Here is a 16,135-nt window from a genome sequence, read left to right on the forward strand (position 1 = left end):
AGAGGGTTGTCCACAGGCGAGCCGCGCGGCGTCTTCGACACCCCGGATGGGGCATGCTGGAAGAGTCGGTCCGATCCGGGCCGACGCACGCGGCCGGTGTGGGGAGAAGTTCGTGAGTGTCGCTGAGCAACCACCTGATGAGGGCGGATACGAGCGCACCCCACCCCACGACATCCAGGCCGAGCAGAGCGTCCTGGGCGGCATGCTGCTGTCCAAGGACGCCATCACCCAGGTCGTCGAGATCATCCGCTCCGCCGACTTCTACCGCCCCGCGCACCAGATCATCTACGACAGCGTCGTGGACCTCTTCTCCCGCGGCGAGCCGGTCGACGCCATCTCGGTCAACGCGGAGCTGACCAAGCGCGGAGAGGCGACCCGGGTCGGCGGGGCCCCCTACCTGCACACCCTCACCGAGGCGATCCCCACCGCGGCCAACGCGGGCTACTACGCCAAGATCGTCTCGGACCGTGCGGTCCTGCGGCGCCTGGTCGAGGTCGGTACCCGGATCGCGCAGATCGGCTACGCGGGCGACGGCGAGGTGGACGACCTCGTCGACCACGCCCAGGCGGAGATCTACAAGGTCGCCGAGAAGCGCACGGGCGAGGACTACGTGGTCCTCGGCGACATCATGCCCGGGGCCCTCGACGAGATCGAGGCGATCGGCGCCAACGACGGCAGCATGACCGGCGTCCCCACGGGCTTCGCGGACTTCGACGCCCTCACTAACGGCCTCCACCCGGGCCAGATGGTGATCATCGCCGCCCGCCCGGCCGTCGGCAAGGCCCTGGCCCTGGACACCCCCCTGCCCACACCGCACGGCTGGACCACCATGGGAGAGGTCCGTGTCGGTGACGAGCTCCTCGCCGCTGACGGCACTCCCACCAGGGTGGTGGCGGCCACGGACGTGATGCGGGACCGCCCCTGCTACGAGGTCACCTTCGATGACGGCACGGTGGTCGTGGCGGACGCCCAGCACCAGTGGCTGACCGACACGCGTGCCTCGCGCCGAGCCGCGCAGGAGGCCCGGGCCAGGGGCGGAGCCCCCAGGGTTCTGCCGGGCGTGCGGACCACGGAGGAGATCGCTCGGACCGTGCGTCTGGAGACCGCGGACCGGAGACTGAACCACTCGGTGAACAACACCGAACCCTTGGACCTGCCGGAACGGCAGGGGCCACTGCCGCCCTACTTCCTGGGAATGTGGTTGGGCGACGGTGCCTCCCGGGCTGCGCGGATCACCACCGCCGATCCCGAGGTCATCACCAACATCGAGGCGGAAGGACTGGTGACCAAACCGGTCGGGGAGACCTCCTACACCTACGGTGTCTTCCTCCCGGCGGAAGAGGTTGAGGTCGCGGAGAAGACCTGCGTGGTCTGTGGGGCTGGCTTCGTCCCGAAGCTGCCGCACGTGCGCACGTGCGGGCAGTCCTGCGGAGGCAGGGCCCGTTTCGTCTCGGAGCCGGTTCCGCACACCAGCTGCCCTGACTGCGGTCGCCCCTGCTTCTCCGGTGCCCGGTGCCGCGACTGCGTCGCCCACCACGGAAGCGTCCAGGCTCTGCTGCGGACGCTGGGAGTCTTGGGAAGCAAGCACGTCCCCACGGAGTACCTGCGCGCGTCGGTCGCCCAGAGGAGGGCTCTCCTGGCGGGACTCCTGGACAGCGACGGAACCGTCAACGCCAGTGGGTCGGTACAGTTCGCCGTCACCAACGAGCGCCTGGCAGCTGACTTCCGGGAACTGGCGCACAGCCTGGGGTACCGCACCGGTCTGTCGACCAAGCGGGTCAGGGGGCGATCGGACGAGAGTTCGACCTGCTACACCATCACCTTCGGTTCCGAGCGGGAGGTCTTCGGAATCGAACGGAAGAGGGCCGCGCATCGGGAACGGTCCGCCGGTCGAGCCCATGTGCGCGTCGGATCGAGGTTCGTCACCGACGTTCGCGCGATCGACAGCGTTCCGGTGCGGTGCGTCCAGGTCGATCACCCGGACCACCTCTTCCTCGCCACCCGTTCCATGGTGCCCACACACAACTCCACCCTGGCCCTGGATTTCGCGCGGGCCGCGTCCATCAAGAACGAGATGGCGTCCGTCTTCTTCAGCCTGGAGATGGGGCGCAACGAGATCGTCATGCGTCTGCTCTCCGCCGAGGCGCGGGTGCCGCTGCACACCATGCGGTCCGGTCTGATGACCGACGATGACTGGGCCCGGCTCGCCAGACGGATGGGCGAGGTGGCCAGCGCGCCGCTGTTCATCGACGACTCCCCGAACATGTCGATGATGGAGATCCGGGCCAAGTGCCGCCGTCTCAAGCAGCAGCACGACCTCAAGCTCGTGATCGTCGACTACCTCCAGCTGATGAGCTCACCCGGCCGGGTGGAGAGCCGTCAGCAGGAGGTCTCCGAGATGTCGCGTTCGCTCAAGCTCCTGGCCAAGGAACTGGAGGTGCCCGTGGTCGCGCTGTCCCAGCTGAACCGTGGTCCCGAGCAGCGCACCGACAAGCGCCCCCAGGTCTCCGACCTGCGTGAGTCCGGGTCGATCGAGCAGGACGCGGACATGGTGATCCTGCTCTACCGCGAGGACGTGCACGACAAGGAGTCCCCGCGCGCGGGCGAGGCCGACATCATCGTGGCCAAGCACCGTAACGGTCCCACCGCCGACGTGACCGTGGCCTTCCAGGGCCACTACAGCCGATTCGTCGACATGGCGCCCGGTTAACTCGTCGACCTGTCGACACGGGGTGTGATCGCAGGCGGTCGGATTCGCCGCCTCGGTCACACCCCGTTGTATCGGTCAATCCATTAGTCGACTTATGTGCGAGCCGAAAAGTCGACAAAGAGACACGTCGACATTACTCTGCGGAGTCGCTGGTCAGGGCCCCTTCGCGTAGCTCCAGACGGCGACCCGTGAAGCGCTGACGCGCCATGCGGTCGTGCGTCACGAGCACCAGGGCACCCGTGTAGCCCGACAGCGCCTCCTCCAGCTCCTCCACCAGACCGGGGGAGAGGTGGTTGGTGGGCTCGTCCAACAGCAGTAGGTCGTGGGCGCCCGAGGTCAGCCGGGCCACCTCGATCCTGCGGCGCTGTCCCACCGACATCGAGACCACTGGTTGATCGAGGTCGGCGGGCCGGAACAGGCCGAGCGAGGCGAGTTCGTCCCGGTACTCCTCCGCGTGGTCGGGGCGCCCGGCGGCGTAGGTCTCGAGCACGGTCCGCTCCCCGGGCACCGGGGCGTCCTCCTGACGCAGCAGGCCGATACGCGGGGGCAGCGCCACCCGGCCGGAGTCCGGGACCAGATCCCCGGACAGCACCCGGACCAGGGTGGTCTTGCCCGCCCCGTTCGGACCGGTGACCAGGACCCGTTCTCCGGGTGCCAACGACAGCGCGCCGACCTGCAACCGGTGGTCCACCCGGATCCGCTCCAACCGTGCGACCGGACCCTCCTCCGGCGGCGGACCGGAGAACCCGGCGTTCATCCGGAGCGGGACCGGCGGCGGCGCGACCGGGTTCGCGGTCAGTCGGGCCATCCTCTCCTTGGCGTTGCGCACGCGCCCCATGGAACCGTGCGCCGCGCCGCGCATCCGGAAGGCTCCGTGCCCGAAGGCGGCCTTGGCCATCCTGCGCGGGATCGCCCGCAGGGCCGCGATGTTGTTGTCGGCCAGGCGTCGCTGCCTCGCCAGGTCCTGCTTCCAGTCCTCATGCTCCCGTGCCCAGCGCGCACGCGCCGCCGCCTTGGCTGCGAGGAACCCGTCGTAGCCGTCGCCGTATCGGCGGACCAGGCGGGTGTCGGCATCCACCTCCAGCACAGTGCCGGTCACCCCGGAGAGGAAGGCCCGGTCGTGAGTGACGGCGACGACGGTGCCGCGGTGGCTCCGGAGCCGTTCCTCGAGCCAGGCGACCGCGTGGTCGTCGAGGTCGTTGGTGGGCTCGTCCAGAAGAAGGAGTTCGGGCGAGGCGGCCAGGGTCGCCGCCAGCGCCAGCCTCGAACGCTCCCCGCCGGACAGCGTCCGCAGCGGCCGGTCGCGGTCCAGCCCGGGCAGGCCCAGGCCGTGCAGTCCCGCGTCGACGCGGGCGTCGGCGTCGTAGCCGCCGCGGGCCTCGAACTCCGCAAGGAGGTCGCCGTAGGCGTCCAGCTCCTGAGGGCCGGCGCCGCCCAGGGCCGCCTCGGCCCCGTGGACGCGCGCCTCCAGGTCCCTGAGATCCCGGAGGGCGTCGTCGATCGCGTCCGCGACGGTCCCGAGTGGGATCCCGCCGGACACCCGTTCCATGGTCTGGGGCAGGTAGCCGACGCCTCCCGGAGCGCGGACGGTGAGCTCCCCGTTGTCCGGGGCCTCCGCGCCCGCCAGGAGGCGGAGGAGGGTGCTCTTGCCGGAGCCGTTGTCGCCGACCACACCCACGTGTTCGCCGGGGCTGATCGTGAGGCTGACGCGGTCGAGGACCGTGTGGTCCCCGTAGTGCTTGCTGACTTCGTCCAGGGCGAGCTGGGATCGGTGTCGTGTTCCTGTTCCGAGCATGCGGCCCTCCTGTCCTGCGTGGTTCCGGTGTTTCTGGGTGCCACGGAGCGCAGGGAGAGCCGTTTCGGTCATGGGTGCACGGGTGTGCTGCGAGACCGGAACATGGAAGGAGGCTGCCCGTACGCGACCGCGGTGTGGTGACGTCGACGGAGCCGCCGGACCGCTGTGCGGTGGGGGCTCGGAACGAGGACGTCCGGCGCGTCTACAGGTGGATGTACAGCCTCATGGGCAAGACGATACGTCTCGTTGTATGTGTCGTCAAGAGGATGGAGTGAGACCGGGATCACTCATGGGTGCTGCTCGGGGCGTCAAATAGAGACGTCCACATTTGGATTTATGGTCTTGCCGATTTGTCGACATAGCGACGAAGGGGTTCCGGAGCGTGAGGGCGGCGCCCGGCCCTGGGCATGACGAAGGGCCGCCCGCACAACGCGGGCGGCCCTTCGGGGCGGCGGTCGGCTTCGCTGACTAGAGCCAGCGGGCCTCGGGTCGGGTGCGGCCACTGTCGTCAGTGACCAGGACCCAGTGCATGATCGGGTGCTCCGAAGTGATGGTGTCGGCGTCCTCGTGATCCGTGCGCGGCTGCGGGACCAGCGCGGGCTCGGGGGCCAGGCCGGAGAGTCGGCGGCTCGCAGCGGAGGTTCGGGTGCGCCGAGGGGTGGTCGCGGAGCGAGAGAGGTGCGGCCCGTGTTCGGTCCTGCGTGCCATGAAGCCCTCCTCGTTTCCTTATCAGATGACCCAAGTTAACCCTATGTTCACCTTCGAGTCAATTGGGTTCCTTCTCGGCGGGTCGGCTGTGCAGGGCTCGCGCTCCGCCTCGGGGTCCAAAGTGAACGGAAGGTGAACGGATCGGTAACCCAGTACTACCCCGCTCGGGTCCGGTTCACTCCGGTCCGACCCGGATGCGACGCCCTCCCGCCGGCGTCGAAGGCCCCGGACACGAAGAAGCACCCGCCGTGGGGCGGGTGCTCCGTGAACGTCCGTTGTCGGGTGTGTCCGGCTACTCCTTGAAGATCAGTCCCACGACCTCAAGGTAGAGCTGCTCCGGGTAGGGAATGAAGGCGATCCTGCTGAGCGCCTGGTCCTGACCGGCGGACTCCATCACGAAGGTCCCGTATCCGAGGAAGCGGCCGACCAGGGTTCGCTCGAACCGCATGTCGGTGACCTTGCCCAGCGGCATCATGTTCACCTGCCGGGTGATCAGCCCCGTGGTCAGCAGCAACCGCGCCGACGTGATCACGAAGTAGTCCACGGACCACTCGGCGACCCGCCACACGAACCACACCAGTACGAGCAGCCACAGCCACCACACGAGGGCCAGGGTCGCGGCGCTGTTGGCGCCGATCGTCCTGCTCAGGATCGCCGCGAACACCAGAGCCACCAGAACCGCACCCACCGGTCCGATGAGGACCGCGGGGTGCCGGCGGATGGTCACGACATCCTGCTCGTGAGGTAGGAGATAGCGGTTCACCGATGCCGGAGCCGCGTTGCTTGAGGCTACGAGCTTCATGAAACCCGACCCGTCCCCGCCTACGACAGCAGCGTGTTGACGAACCGGGACATCGACTCGGCGCCACCCACTAGGAGATCCAGTCCGCTCTGGATCACGCCGGCCGCGCTTTCAGGTTGCGTGAGCAGATAAAACGCCACGAAACCGATGAGCGCGTAACCGCCCCATTTCTTCAACTTCGCCACGACTGACTCCCCTTGGAATCCACCTGACCCACCAACCCAGCAGCGATTGTCGCATCGACCATCTTGCCCGTAAAGCCTGGAGCGCACTCTCGGCGTGGCGGTATGTCGGACGTTCACCCCTTGCGGGCTGTGTCCGGTTTCGGTGGTGTTGGTAACCGGGTGACCGGAGGCCCGGAAAGAGTTTCTGTTCTGGTGCAGGTCAGGGCGGTCGGAGGGGGCGCGCTGGCGTGCGCTCGCGCCGGTGGAACAGTGCGGAGGGCGCGCTGTCGGGCTCCGGAGGAGGGTCGCCGATCCCTGGGGAGGGGCCACGGAGGGCCAGGTTCTTCGCCAGCCGAAGAGAGAGGTAGTGCAGGCCCGAAACCGTTACGGGAGCGCCGTGTGGTGTCTAGCGCTGTTCCGCGAAGGCCAGGGCGAGCACCTGGAGGTGCTGCCGAGCGATCCGCTCCACGAGGTCCGGCGTGGCCCGCCCGGTCACGTCCTGGGCGCCGTGTCTGGCCGCGTCCACGCACCGGGAGACGGTGGAGGTGTGGTGCACGTCGGAGAACTCCGACGACAGGCGGTTGACGACGGGGCTGAAACGCGGGTCGCGGGTGGCCTGGGCGGTCGAGGGGGAGGTGTTCTCGGGCATCTCACTCCTTGGGGGCTGCTGGGGCGGAACAGCACGGCGCGTGTGCGGTTCGGGGCTTTGGGTAGCCACTGGAGGGTTGCCGGAGTGCCGCGCCGGAAACGGGCGGCGACGTTCGGATATCAGTGGGCTGAGCCCCTTGTGGGGTGGTTTCGGTCTGGCATGTGCACCCGGTTACGGGTAGTCAGGAACCATCATCACTCTAATCTGTTACGTTCCAATCTCGAAATGAATTCGGCTAATGCAACACCGTGTCGGTCGCCCGCTGACCAAGCTGGCTCCACCTGGAGTGACGCCTCGGGGCAAGGGCGCGTGATGGGACCAATGCCCGATTTTCGGGCGTTCATTCACCCCGGCTCTAAAAGAGCCGAAAAAGCGCCCGATCGGTGATCCGATCGGGCGCTGACACCTCGCAGTGCGGGGTTCTGGTTCAGGAGCAGCCGTACAGACGGTCGCCCGCGTCACCCAGCCCCGGGAGGATGAAGCCGTTCTCGTTCAGGCGCTCGTCCACCGCCGCCGTCACCACGCGCAGGGTGGCGCCGTGGTCGTCGGGCAGGGTTTCGGTCAGCTTCTGCTCCACGGCGACCAGGCCCTCGGGCGCCACCAGCAGGCAGATCGCGGTGATGTGGTCGGCGCCGCGGTCCACGAGAAGCTTGAGCGCCGCCGCCAGGGTTCCGCCCGTGGCCAGCATCGGGTCCAGCACGTAGCACTGGCGCCCCGAGAGGTCCTGCGGGAGACGGTCGGCGTACGTGGCGGGCTGGAGGGTCTCCTCGTCGCGCGCCATGCCGAGGAACCCGACCTCGGCCGTGGGCAGAAGACGGGTCATGCCGTCGAGCATGCCGAGCCCGGCGCGCAGGATCGGAACGACCAGGGGCGTGGGACGCGTCAGCTGGGTGCCGGTGGCCTCCACGAGTGGCGTCTGGATGGTGACCTCTGTCACGCGGACGTCCCGCGTCGCTTCGTAGGCGAGCAGGGTGACCAGCTCGTCCGTCAGCCGCCGGAAGGTCGGTGAGTCGGTCCGCACGTCGCGCAGGGTGGTCAGCTTGTGCGCGACCAAGGGGTGGTCGACGACCAGGGTTTCCAAAGCGTTCTCCGGGTGAGCTGGGATAACGGGACGGTGGATGGGGAGAGGGGCCAGCCCGAGTCTAACCGCGCGTATCACCCGAACCAGGGCTCCCAGTGGCCCCCGACGCCCCCGCCGCGCTCCCTCGGTGGCGTCGGGTGGGAAACAGGAGCACACGGGTTCGGTCACGGGGGCGCGGGGGACCCGTCTCTCGTGAGAGCGTTAGGGCGTTCTACGGCGGACGTGGGGCCACGGCGCAGTGAGGGTGATCGTTACCATGGCACTCGCACGGGCGGGCCGGGCGCCACTCGTCCGCACCGAAACACCGTCCGGGTTGGGGTGACGATGACAGTGCTCGATCATGGTGACGACGACTCGGGTGACTTCGCGGCCGTCGCGTACAGGGAAGAGGAGTACTGGGATGTCGACCTCCTCCCCGTCGCGCTGACACACGATCTCAAGGGGCTCATCCACGCCCTGCGCCAACAACCGAGCATCAGCGGCTCCCTCGGGCTGGTGTCGGTGGGCGACGACTTCTTCATCATCGTCCGGGTGTACGGCGAGGAGGTCTCCCTCTTCCTGTCCGACGTGACCGCCTCGGTCGACTGGCAGGTCGCCCGGGACGCCCTGGACTACCTGGACATCGACCTCCCGGAGGACGACGACCTCGACCAGGTCCTGCCCGCGGGCGACCTCTCCGTGGTCGCGGACCTGGGCCTGGACGAGATGGAACTGGGCGCCCTCGCGGGTGATCTGGACCTGTATCCGGACGAGGTGCTCGCGAGCGTGTCCGAACGGCTGGGATTCGCCCAGGCCTTCCAGCGTGTCCTGGACGGTATGGGGTAGGGCACGCCGGGAAGACCACCAGGGTAGAGATCAGGAGGGCACGCGGTGTCGACCTTCGCAGCTGTCTTCGCGCCGAACGGCAGGACATGGCGGGGTACTGAGGTCGATCTCGGTGACGTGGATGCCATCGACGACATCACCGACCTCATGCTGGACCTCGCCACGGACTGGGGCAGCGAGCTGACCCTTCTGTTCGTGGACGCGGACGACGAGTGGTTCGCCGTCGTTCGGCTGGACGATTCGGACCCGGACCCGAGGGTCTACCTCTCGGACGGGCGGGTGGTGCACGACCACCCGCTGGCCGGAGTGCTCTCCGAGGCCGGGGGGCTCGGCTCCTCGCAGCCCGTCGAGAGCGCTGGAGCCCGCCCCGACCCCAGGCCGGACGGTGACGGGCAGCTCCTCACCGACCTCGGCGTCCCCGAGGACGAACTCGCCGACCTGTCCGTGGGCGGCGGCGTGCTGCCCGGTGACGTGATCGCGATCGTCGCGGAGCGCTCGGGGTTCACCGACGTCCTCGACTCGTTGAGGCCGTGACGGAATGACCGGCCTGCCCGAGCTCGACCGGGCCGCGGTCGACGAGGCGATGCTCGCCGCCCTGGCCGAGGCCGAGCGGGCCCTGGCCACCGACGACGTTCCGGTCGGTGCCGTGGTGCTCGGTCCGGACGGGGCCGTACTCGGCCGGGGACACAACGAGCGTGAGGCCACCGGGGACCCGACCGGGCACGCCGAGGTGCTGGCTCTGCGCGCCGCGGCCGAGGCGCACGGCGAGTGGCGCCTGTCCGGGTGCACCCTGGTGGTCACCCTGGAGCCCTGCGTGATGTGCGCCGGGGCCACGGTGCTCTCCCGGGTGGACCGGCTGGTCTACGGGGCGCGCGACAGGAAGGCCGGAGCGGTGGGATCGATGTGGGACCTGGTCCGGGACCCGCGCCAGAACCACCGCCCGGAAGTCGTTCCACCCGATCTGATCAGCCGGGACGTCGCCGACCGCTGCTCGGATCTGCTGATTCGGTTTTTCGCACGGCGCCGAATCCGGTAGAGTACCTCTCGGTGGATTCGCCTAGTGGCCGATGGCGCCCGCCTCGAAAGCGGGTAAGGGGCAACCCTTCGAGGGTTCAAATCCCTCATCCACCGCCACCAGCCGCCCCCGGCACAGCCGGGGGCGGCTTTTCGTGCGCCCGGGGTCGTCGGACGAACCGCTCGATTCCGCCTGGCGACCGATCGGCCCCGCACATGAGCCCTTTGAGGAGTGGGAGGCAGGGGGGGCGCACCCCCGTGGCCGACAGGGCCGCTCCGCGCTCTGTTGGCGGCTTCCCACGTACCGGCGCGGGGGCCACACCCTCAGCGCGCGGCTCCGGTCCGCCGAAGCCACGGCGGTCCTGCCCGGCGGTCCGCACGACCCTCGTCAGGGTCCGGATGCCGGGTCGGTATCGGCCAGGTCGGCGATGGCCCCGTCCAGCCAGTTCACCCAGAAGAGTTCGAGGTCGACACCGCCCTGGAGCACCAGGCCCTGGACCCGGTCCCGCTCGGTCCCGTGCCCGCGCGCGGAGTCGCGCCGCTGGAACTCCCGGTACTCCGCCAGACGGGCGGCGTGGAGTTCACGGTGGCGGCGCAGCTCCTCGACCAGGGCGTCGCCCACCTCCACGACCCCCGCCGCGCGCAGGCGCAGCATCAGGGGGTCGCGCAGGGCGCGCGGTTCCTCCCGCTCACCGACCCAGCGCGACAGCTCCTCCCGACCCGGGGCCAGCACCTCGTACTCCTTGCGCTGGCCCCGGGTGGGCGAGTCCGTCGGCAGCGCCCGGATGAACCCCGCCTTCTCCAGCTTGCCCAGCTCCCGGTAGATCTGCTGGTGGGTGGCGGACCAGAAGTACCCGATGGAGCGGTCGAACCGCCGGGTGAGTTCCAGTCCCGAGGAGGGCTTCTCCAGCAGGGCGATCAGGATCGCGTGGGGGAGGGACATGAGCGCATTCTAGGTAGGGGCCCCTACAGGGCGGCGGCCAGTTCGGTGCCCTGCTTGATGGCTCGCTTGGCGTCCAGCTCGGCGGCCACGTCGGCGCCGCCGATCAGGTGCACGGCGCGTCCGGCGGCGGCGAGTTCGTCGGCGAGGTCGCGGCGCGGGTCCTGCCCGGCGCACAGCACCACGGTGTCCACGGCGAGCAGGCGCTCCTCACCGTCGACGGTCAGGTGCAGGCCCTCGTCGTCGATCCGGCGGTAGTCGGCTCCCGCGACCATCTCCACGCCGCGGTGGCGCAGCTCCAGGCGGTGGATCCAGCCGGTGGTCTTGCCCAGGCCCTTGCCGACCTTGGAGGCCTTGCGCTGGAGCAGGTGGACGGTGCGGGGCGGCGCGGTCCGCTGGGGGGCGCCCAGGCCGCCGCGCTCCCGGTACTCGGTGTCCACGCCCCACTGGCGGAAGAACGTCTCGGGGTCCTGGCTGGCGTCGTCCCCGCCGTCGGTGAGGAACTCGGCCACGTCGAAGCCGATGCCGCCCGCGCCGATGATCGCGACCCTCGCTCCGACCTCGACGCCGCCGCGCAGCACGTCCACGTAGCTCACCACGCTGGGGTGGTCCGCGCCCGGGATGGCGGGGGTGCGGGGGGTGACGCCGGTGGCGAGCACCACCTCGTCGTAGCCGTCGAGGTCGGCGGCGGTCACGGTGGTGTCCAGGCGCACGTCCACGCCGTGCTTGGCCAGCTGGACGCGGAAGTAGCGGAGGGTCTCGTCGAACTCCTCCTTGCCGGGCACGCGGCGGGCCATGTTGAGCTGGCCGCCGATCTCCGAGGCGGAGTCGAAGAGGGTGACGGTGTGGCCGACCTCGGCGGCGGAGACGGAGAAAGCGAGTCCGGCGGGCCCGGCGCCGACCACGGCCACGTTCCTTCGGGTCCTGGTGGGGGACAGGACCAGCTCGGTCTCGTGACAGGCGCGCGGGTTGACCAGGCACGAGGTGATCTTGAGGCTGAAGGTGTGGTCCAGGCAGGCCTGGTTGCAGCCGATGCAGGTGTTGATCTCCTCCGCGCGGCCCGCCTCGGCCTTGGCGACGAAGGCGGCGTCGGCGAGCATCGGCCGGGCCAGGGAGACCATGTCGGCCTGTCCCTCCGCGATGATCCGCTCGGCGACCTCGGGGGTGTTGATGCGGTTGACCGCCACCACGGGGACGGTCAGCTCCTTCCTGAGGCGCTGCGTGATCCAGGTGTAGGCGCCGCGCGGCACGGAGGTGGCGATGGTGGGCACCCGGGCCTCGTGCCAGCCGATGCCGGTGTTGATGATGTCGGCGCCCGCGGTCTCGATCCGCCTGCCGAGCTCGACGACCTCGTCGTAGGTGGAGCCGTCGGGGACGAGGTCGAGCATGGACAGCCGGTAGACGAGGACGAACTCGACGCCCACGCGCTCGCGGACGCGGCGGACGATCTCCAGGGGGAGGCGGACGCGGTTGTCGAAGGAGCCGCCCCAGCGGTCCTCGCGCTTGTTGGTGGCGGGGGCGATGAACTGGTTGATGAGGTAGCCCTCGGAGCCCATGACCTCGACGCCGTCGTACCCGGCGCGCTGGGCGAGCTCGGCGCAGCGGGCGAAGTCCTCGATGGTGCGCTCGATCTCGTCCTCGGTGAGGGCGTGCGGCACGAAGGGGCTGATGGGGGCCTGGAGGGCGCTGGCGGAGACGGACTCCTCGCTGAAGGCGTAGCGGCCGGTGTGCAGGATCTGCATGGCGATCCGGCCGCCCTCGCGGTGCACGGCCTCGGTGATGAGGCGGTGCTGGGCGACCTCGTCGTCGTTGGTGAGCTTGGCGCTGCCGGTGAAGGTGGCGCCCTCGGGGTTGGGGGCGATGCCGCCGGTGACGATGAGGCCGACGCCGCCTCGGGCGCGTTCGGCGTAGAAGGCGGCCATCCTCTCGAATCCGTGGGGGGCCTCCTCCAGGCCGACGTGCATGGAGCCCATGATCACGCGGTTCCTGAGGGTGGTGAAGCCCAGGTCCAGGGGTTCCAGCAGGTGGGGGTACTCGCTCATGACCTCTCCTCGCGGGGTGCCTCCGGGCCGGTGTCCTGCCGACCCGACTTCATTATGCAACAAGTTGCACAATGAGTCGTGAGGCGCCCCGGGGGTCGTCCCGGAAAGGAGTCTCAGACCTCCACGGGCAGCGGTACCGGACGCTTGGCGGTGCGACCGTCCCCGGAGGAGCGGCCGCGCAGACGGCGCACCACCCAGGGGCCGAGGAAGGCCCCCAGCCACCGCACCTCCGACGCGGCGGACCGGAACACGCCGGAGACGGGGCCCTCCGGCAGCGGGTCGGCCCAGGTCTGGTCACTCCCCGGGATGCCGAGCGCGTGCGCCACCGCACCGGCGATCCTCCGGTGCCCCTCGGGTGAGCAGTGCAGCCGGTCGACCCCCCACAGGCGGCGGTCCGCCGCCACCTCGTGGGCGGCGGTGTCGGCCACCGCGACCCCGTGCCGCTCCGCCGCCTCCCGGACCCGTTCGTTGAAGTCGAGCACGCGCGGCACCAGCGGCCGGGCCAGCGGGGCGATGCGCGCGATGTCGGGGAAGGTCAGCGTGGCCACCCGCGCGCCGACCCCGGTGAGCTCGGCGAACATCGTCTCCAGGTGGCCCACCACCTCGTCCGGGTCGTATCTCGGCCGGATGAGGTCGTTGACCCCGGCGAAGACCGTCGCCACGTCCGGGCGCAGCTCCAGGGCGTCCTTGAGCTGCTCCTCGTGGACCTGTCGGGCCAGGCGGCCGCGGACCGCCAGGTTGGCGTAGTCCACCCGCGCGCCGGTCGCCGCCAGGTGCTCCGCGAACCGGTCCGCCCACCCCCGGTACCCGGACTCCTCGTCGCCGTCCCCGATCCCCTCGGTCTGGCTGTCCCCGAGGGCGACGTACCGCAGATTCCCGTCCAACCTCATGTCCCGCACCTTTCCTGGGTGTCAGCGAACAATACTCAAGAAAACGACTATTCACCTTGTTCACCACCCAGGTTCGGATCAACCCCTCGAACCGGTCCTGATTCGGCATGGCCGCGACCACGAGCGTGGCGTTGCGGCACTTACGGCCGGGGCGCTCCTAGCGTGGTCCGGGGGCGACACGTCCGGCCCCTGGTCGCGCCGTCCCGGGAGGGTCCGTCTTGAGCAGGAACACCGTCGCCGAACAGCTCGTCCGAACACTGGTCTCGGTGGGGGTGACCCGCATCTACGGGGTCGTGGGCGACAGCCTCAACCCGGTGGTGGACGCGGTCCACACCACCGACGGCATCGAGTGGGTGCACGTCCGCAACGAGGAGGCCGCCGCCTTCGCGGCCGCGGCCCAGGCCCAGATCGACGGGAAGCTCGCCGTGTGCGCCGGGTCCTGCGGCCCCGGCAACACCCACCTCGTGCAGGGGCTCTACGACGCCCAGCGCAGCGGAGCTCCCGTACTCGCGCTGGCCTCCCACATCCCGTCGCACCAGATCGGCACCGGTTTCTTCCAGGAGACCCACCCCGAGCGGCTCTTCAGCGACGTCACCGAGTTCCGCGAACTGGTCTCCCACCCCGACCAGATGCCCCGCCTGGCGCGGATCGCCGTCCAGCACGCACTGGGCACCCCGGGCGTGGCCGTCCTCGTCCTGCCCGGCGACGTCGCCGGGCAGAGGGCCACCGGTCCCGCCGACACCAGCCCCGTCACCGCCGGTCGGGCCACCCCCTGGCCAAGCGAGGACGACGTGCGGGAGCTGGCCCGTCGGATCAACGAGGCGGACACCGTCGCCCTGTTCTGTGGCGCCGGGGTGCGCGACGCCCACGAGGAGGTCATGACCCTCGCCGAGCGGGTCAAGTCCCCGGTGGGCCACACCCTGCGCGGCAAGGAGTGGATCCAGTACGACAACCCTTACGACGTCGGCATGATCGGCCTCCTCGGCTACGGGGCCTGCTACGACGCCCTCCAGGAAGCCGACCTCACGGTGCTGCTCGGCTGCGACTTCCCCTACGACGACTTCCTGCCCAAGGACAACGTGGTCCAGGTGGACCACGACCCGCGCCGGCTCGGCCGCCGCGTCCCGCTCAGGCTCGGCGTGCAGGGGGACGTCGCCGCGACCCTGCGCGCCCTGCGCCCCTCGGTCCGGCCGAAGGAGGACGACACCTTCCTGCGCGACGTCCTGCGCCGTCACGAGCGCGCCCTGACCAAGGTCGTGGACGCCTACACGAAGAACATCGAGCGCCACACCCCGATCCACCCCGAGTACGTGGCGAGCGTCCTCGACGCCCTGGCGCCGGACGACACCGTCTTCACCGTCGACACCGGCATGAACAACGTGTGGGCGGCCCGCTACCTCACCCCGAACGGCCGCCGCCGGGTGATCGGCTCCTTCACCCACGGCACCATGGCCAACGCCCTGCCGCACGCCATCGGCGCCGCCTACGCCGCGCCGGACCGCAAGGTCGTCTCGCTGTCCGGGGACGGCGGCCTGAGCATGCTCCTCGGCGAGCTCATCACCGTGCAGCAGCACGACCTGCCGATCACGACGGTGGTGTTCAACAACTCCTCGCTCGGCATGGTGCGGCTGGAGATGATGGTCGACGGGATGCCCGCCTTCGAGACCGACCACGCTCCGGTCGACTACGCGAGGATCGCCGAGGCCATGGGCATGCGGGCGATCCGGGTGGAGGACCCCCGGGAGGTCCACGACGCCCTGCGCGACGCCCTGGCCGCCCACGCGCCCGTGCTGGTGGACGTGGTCACCGACCCCAACGCGCTGTCGATGCCCTCCCGGATCACCGCCGAGCAGGTCACCGGCTTCGCCCTGTCGGCGGGCCGCACGGTTTTGCGCGGCGGAGTGGGTTCGATGATCGACCTCGCCCGTTCCAACCTGCGCAACATCCCCCGGCCGTAGCCGGTCCGTCCACGGTCGGCTTGTCGACATGTCTCCGAGCTGGCCAGGCCGTGCCGTTCGACGGGTTCGACCCGATGGGCGCGATCGCACCGTTCGAGGTCCTGTACGTGAGCGGGGCCTCGAACGGTGGCGCACTCAGGGTGGAACGGGTCTGCCCCGCCTGCCAGTGCCGGACCGTTGCCCCGCGCGTGCACTGAGCTGGGCCCGGGAACGACGAAGGCCCCGACCGGTCTCCCGGTCGGGGCCTTCGCTCCTGTGGCGGAGGATAGGGGATTCGAACCCCTGAGAGGTTGCCCTCAACACGCTTTCCAAGCGTGCGCCCTAGGCCACTAGGCGAATCCTCCGTGGATAACTCTACAGGCTTCACGGCAGTGCTTCGAACGGGTTCCGAACCCTCCGGGGAGGGGGGTCGGCGCGGGTTGCGGGGGTCCCTGGTTCGGATACACTCGTGGGCAGACCCCTCGTGCGGCGTCACCCTATGAACCTCCCCAGGGCCGGAAGGCAGCAAGGATAAGTGGGCTCTGGCGGGTGCGCGGGGGGTCCTTTCTTGTTTCCGG

General features: G+C 69.9%; 14 protein-coding genes, 2 tRNA genes and 1 other RNA gene. 7 read left to right on the forward strand and 10 right to left on the reverse strand.

What is annotated here, in order from left to right; translation table 11 throughout:
• Nucleotides 1-112: 112 nt before the first annotated feature.
• Nucleotides 113-2,710 carry a replicative DNA helicase gene (gene dnaB / locus D452_RS0118995; protein WP_017545732.1) on the forward strand — a complete coding sequence of 866 codons (2,598 nt, stop codon included), beginning with the start codon at nucleotides 113-115 and terminating at the stop codon, nucleotides 2,708-2,710.
• Between the two features lie 133 nt (nucleotides 2,711-2,843).
• Here the strand turns inward: dnaB and abc-f are convergent, their stop codons facing one another.
• The 6 genes from abc-f to upp form a co-directional block, all read right to left on the reverse strand.
• Nucleotides 2,844-4,505 (reverse strand): ribosomal protection-like ABC-F family protein, encoded by a 1,662-nt coding sequence (abc-f, locus tag D452_RS0119000; protein ID WP_017545733.1) that lies wholly within the window; start codon nucleotides 4,503-4,505, stop codon nucleotides 2,844-2,846.
• A 468-nt stretch (nucleotides 4,506-4,973) separates the two neighbouring features.
• Nucleotides 4,974-5,213, reverse strand: a complete 240-nt coding sequence (locus D452_RS0119010) for a hypothetical protein (RefSeq protein ID WP_017545735.1) — start codon at nucleotides 5,211-5,213, stop codon at nucleotides 4,974-4,976.
• Between the two features lie 292 nt (nucleotides 5,214-5,505).
• Nucleotides 5,506-6,015, reverse strand: coding sequence for a PH domain-containing protein (locus D452_RS0119015; RefSeq protein ID WP_026129468.1), 510 nt, complete (start codon nucleotides 6,013-6,015; stop codon nucleotides 5,506-5,508).
• Between the two features lie 20 nt (nucleotides 6,016-6,035).
• A complete protein-coding gene (locus D452_RS30925) occupies nucleotides 6,036-6,200 on the reverse strand; it encodes a hypothetical protein (protein ID WP_017545737.1) in 165 nt (54 codons plus the stop codon).
• 385 nt (nucleotides 6,201-6,585) lie between these two features.
• Nucleotides 6,586-6,828, reverse strand: coding sequence for a hypothetical protein (locus tag D452_RS0119025; RefSeq protein WP_017545738.1), 243 nt, complete (start codon nucleotides 6,826-6,828; stop codon nucleotides 6,586-6,588).
• 427 nt (nucleotides 6,829-7,255) lie between these two features.
• Nucleotides 7,256-7,909 carry a uracil phosphoribosyltransferase gene (upp, locus tag D452_RS0119030; protein WP_017545739.1) on the reverse strand — a complete coding sequence of 218 codons (654 nt, stop codon included), beginning with the start codon at nucleotides 7,907-7,909 and terminating at the stop codon, nucleotides 7,256-7,258.
• 324 nt (nucleotides 7,910-8,233) lie between these two features.
• Here upp and D452_RS0119035 point away from each other — a divergent pair, with 324 nt between their 5' ends.
• The 4 genes from D452_RS0119035 to D452_RS0119050 all read left to right on the forward strand — a co-directional run bounded on the left by D452_RS0119035 (nucleotide 8,234) and on the right by D452_RS0119050 (nucleotide 9,868).
• Nucleotides 8,234-8,734 (forward strand): tRNA adenosine deaminase-associated protein, encoded by a 501-nt coding sequence (locus tag D452_RS0119035; RefSeq protein WP_040694274.1) that lies wholly within the window; start codon nucleotides 8,234-8,236, stop codon nucleotides 8,732-8,734.
• Nucleotides 8,735-8,779: 45 nt separating this feature from the next.
• A complete protein-coding gene (locus D452_RS0119040) occupies nucleotides 8,780-9,268 on the forward strand; it encodes a tRNA adenosine deaminase-associated protein (RefSeq protein WP_017545741.1) in 489 nt (162 codons plus the stop codon).
• Nucleotides 9,269-9,272: 4 nt separating this feature from the next.
• The gene (locus D452_RS0119045) at nucleotides 9,273-9,770 is read left to right on the forward strand and encodes a nucleoside deaminase (protein ID WP_017545742.1); all 498 of its coding nucleotides are present in this window, start codon (nucleotides 9,273-9,275) and stop codon (nucleotides 9,768-9,770) included.
• Between the two features lie 10 nt (nucleotides 9,771-9,780).
• Nucleotides 9,781-9,868, forward strand: a tRNA-Ser gene (locus D452_RS0119050).
• 268 nt (nucleotides 9,869-10,136) lie between these two features.
• Here the strand turns inward: D452_RS0119050 and D452_RS0119055 are convergent.
• The 3 genes from D452_RS0119055 to D452_RS0119065 all read right to left on the reverse strand — a co-directional run bounded on the left by D452_RS0119055 (nucleotide 10,137) and on the right by D452_RS0119065 (nucleotide 13,620).
• A complete protein-coding gene (locus D452_RS0119055) occupies nucleotides 10,137-10,691 on the reverse strand; it encodes a PadR family transcriptional regulator (RefSeq protein WP_017545743.1) in 555 nt (184 codons plus the stop codon).
• Nucleotides 10,692-10,714: 23 nt separating this feature from the next.
• Nucleotides 10,715-12,730: an NADPH-dependent 2,4-dienoyl-CoA reductase gene (locus D452_RS0119060; RefSeq protein WP_017545744.1), complete on the reverse strand. Its 2,016-nt coding sequence runs from the start codon at nucleotides 12,728-12,730 to the stop codon at nucleotides 10,715-10,717.
• Nucleotides 12,731-12,843: 113 nt separating this feature from the next.
• Complete coding sequence (locus D452_RS0119065; protein WP_017545745.1) at nucleotides 12,844-13,620, reverse strand: SGNH/GDSL hydrolase family protein; 777 nt, start codon at nucleotides 13,618-13,620, stop codon at nucleotides 12,844-12,846.
• A 218-nt stretch (nucleotides 13,621-13,838) separates the two neighbouring features.
• Here D452_RS0119065 and D452_RS0119070 point away from each other — a divergent pair, with 218 nt between their 5' ends.
• The gene (locus tag D452_RS0119070; RefSeq protein WP_017545746.1) at nucleotides 13,839-15,578 is read left to right on the forward strand and encodes a pyruvate dehydrogenase; all 1,740 of its coding nucleotides are present in this window, start codon (nucleotides 13,839-13,841) and stop codon (nucleotides 15,576-15,578) included.
• 256 nt (nucleotides 15,579-15,834) lie between these two features.
• Here D452_RS0119070 and D452_RS0119080 read toward each other — a convergent pair.
• A tRNA-Ser gene (locus tag D452_RS0119080) sits at nucleotides 15,835-15,922 on the reverse strand.
• A 108-nt stretch (nucleotides 15,923-16,030) separates the two neighbouring features.
• Between D452_RS0119080 and ffs the strand changes: the two genes are divergently transcribed.
• Nucleotides 16,031-16,126: signal recognition particle sRNA small type (ffs, locus tag D452_RS29785), an RNA gene on the forward strand.
• Nucleotides 16,127-16,135: the final 9 nt, after the last annotated feature.

The organism is Nocardiopsis prasina DSM 43845 (assembly GCF_000341265.1).
GTDB classification, from domain to species: domain Bacteria; phylum Actinomycetota; class Actinomycetes; order Streptosporangiales; family Streptosporangiaceae; genus Nocardiopsis; species Nocardiopsis prasina.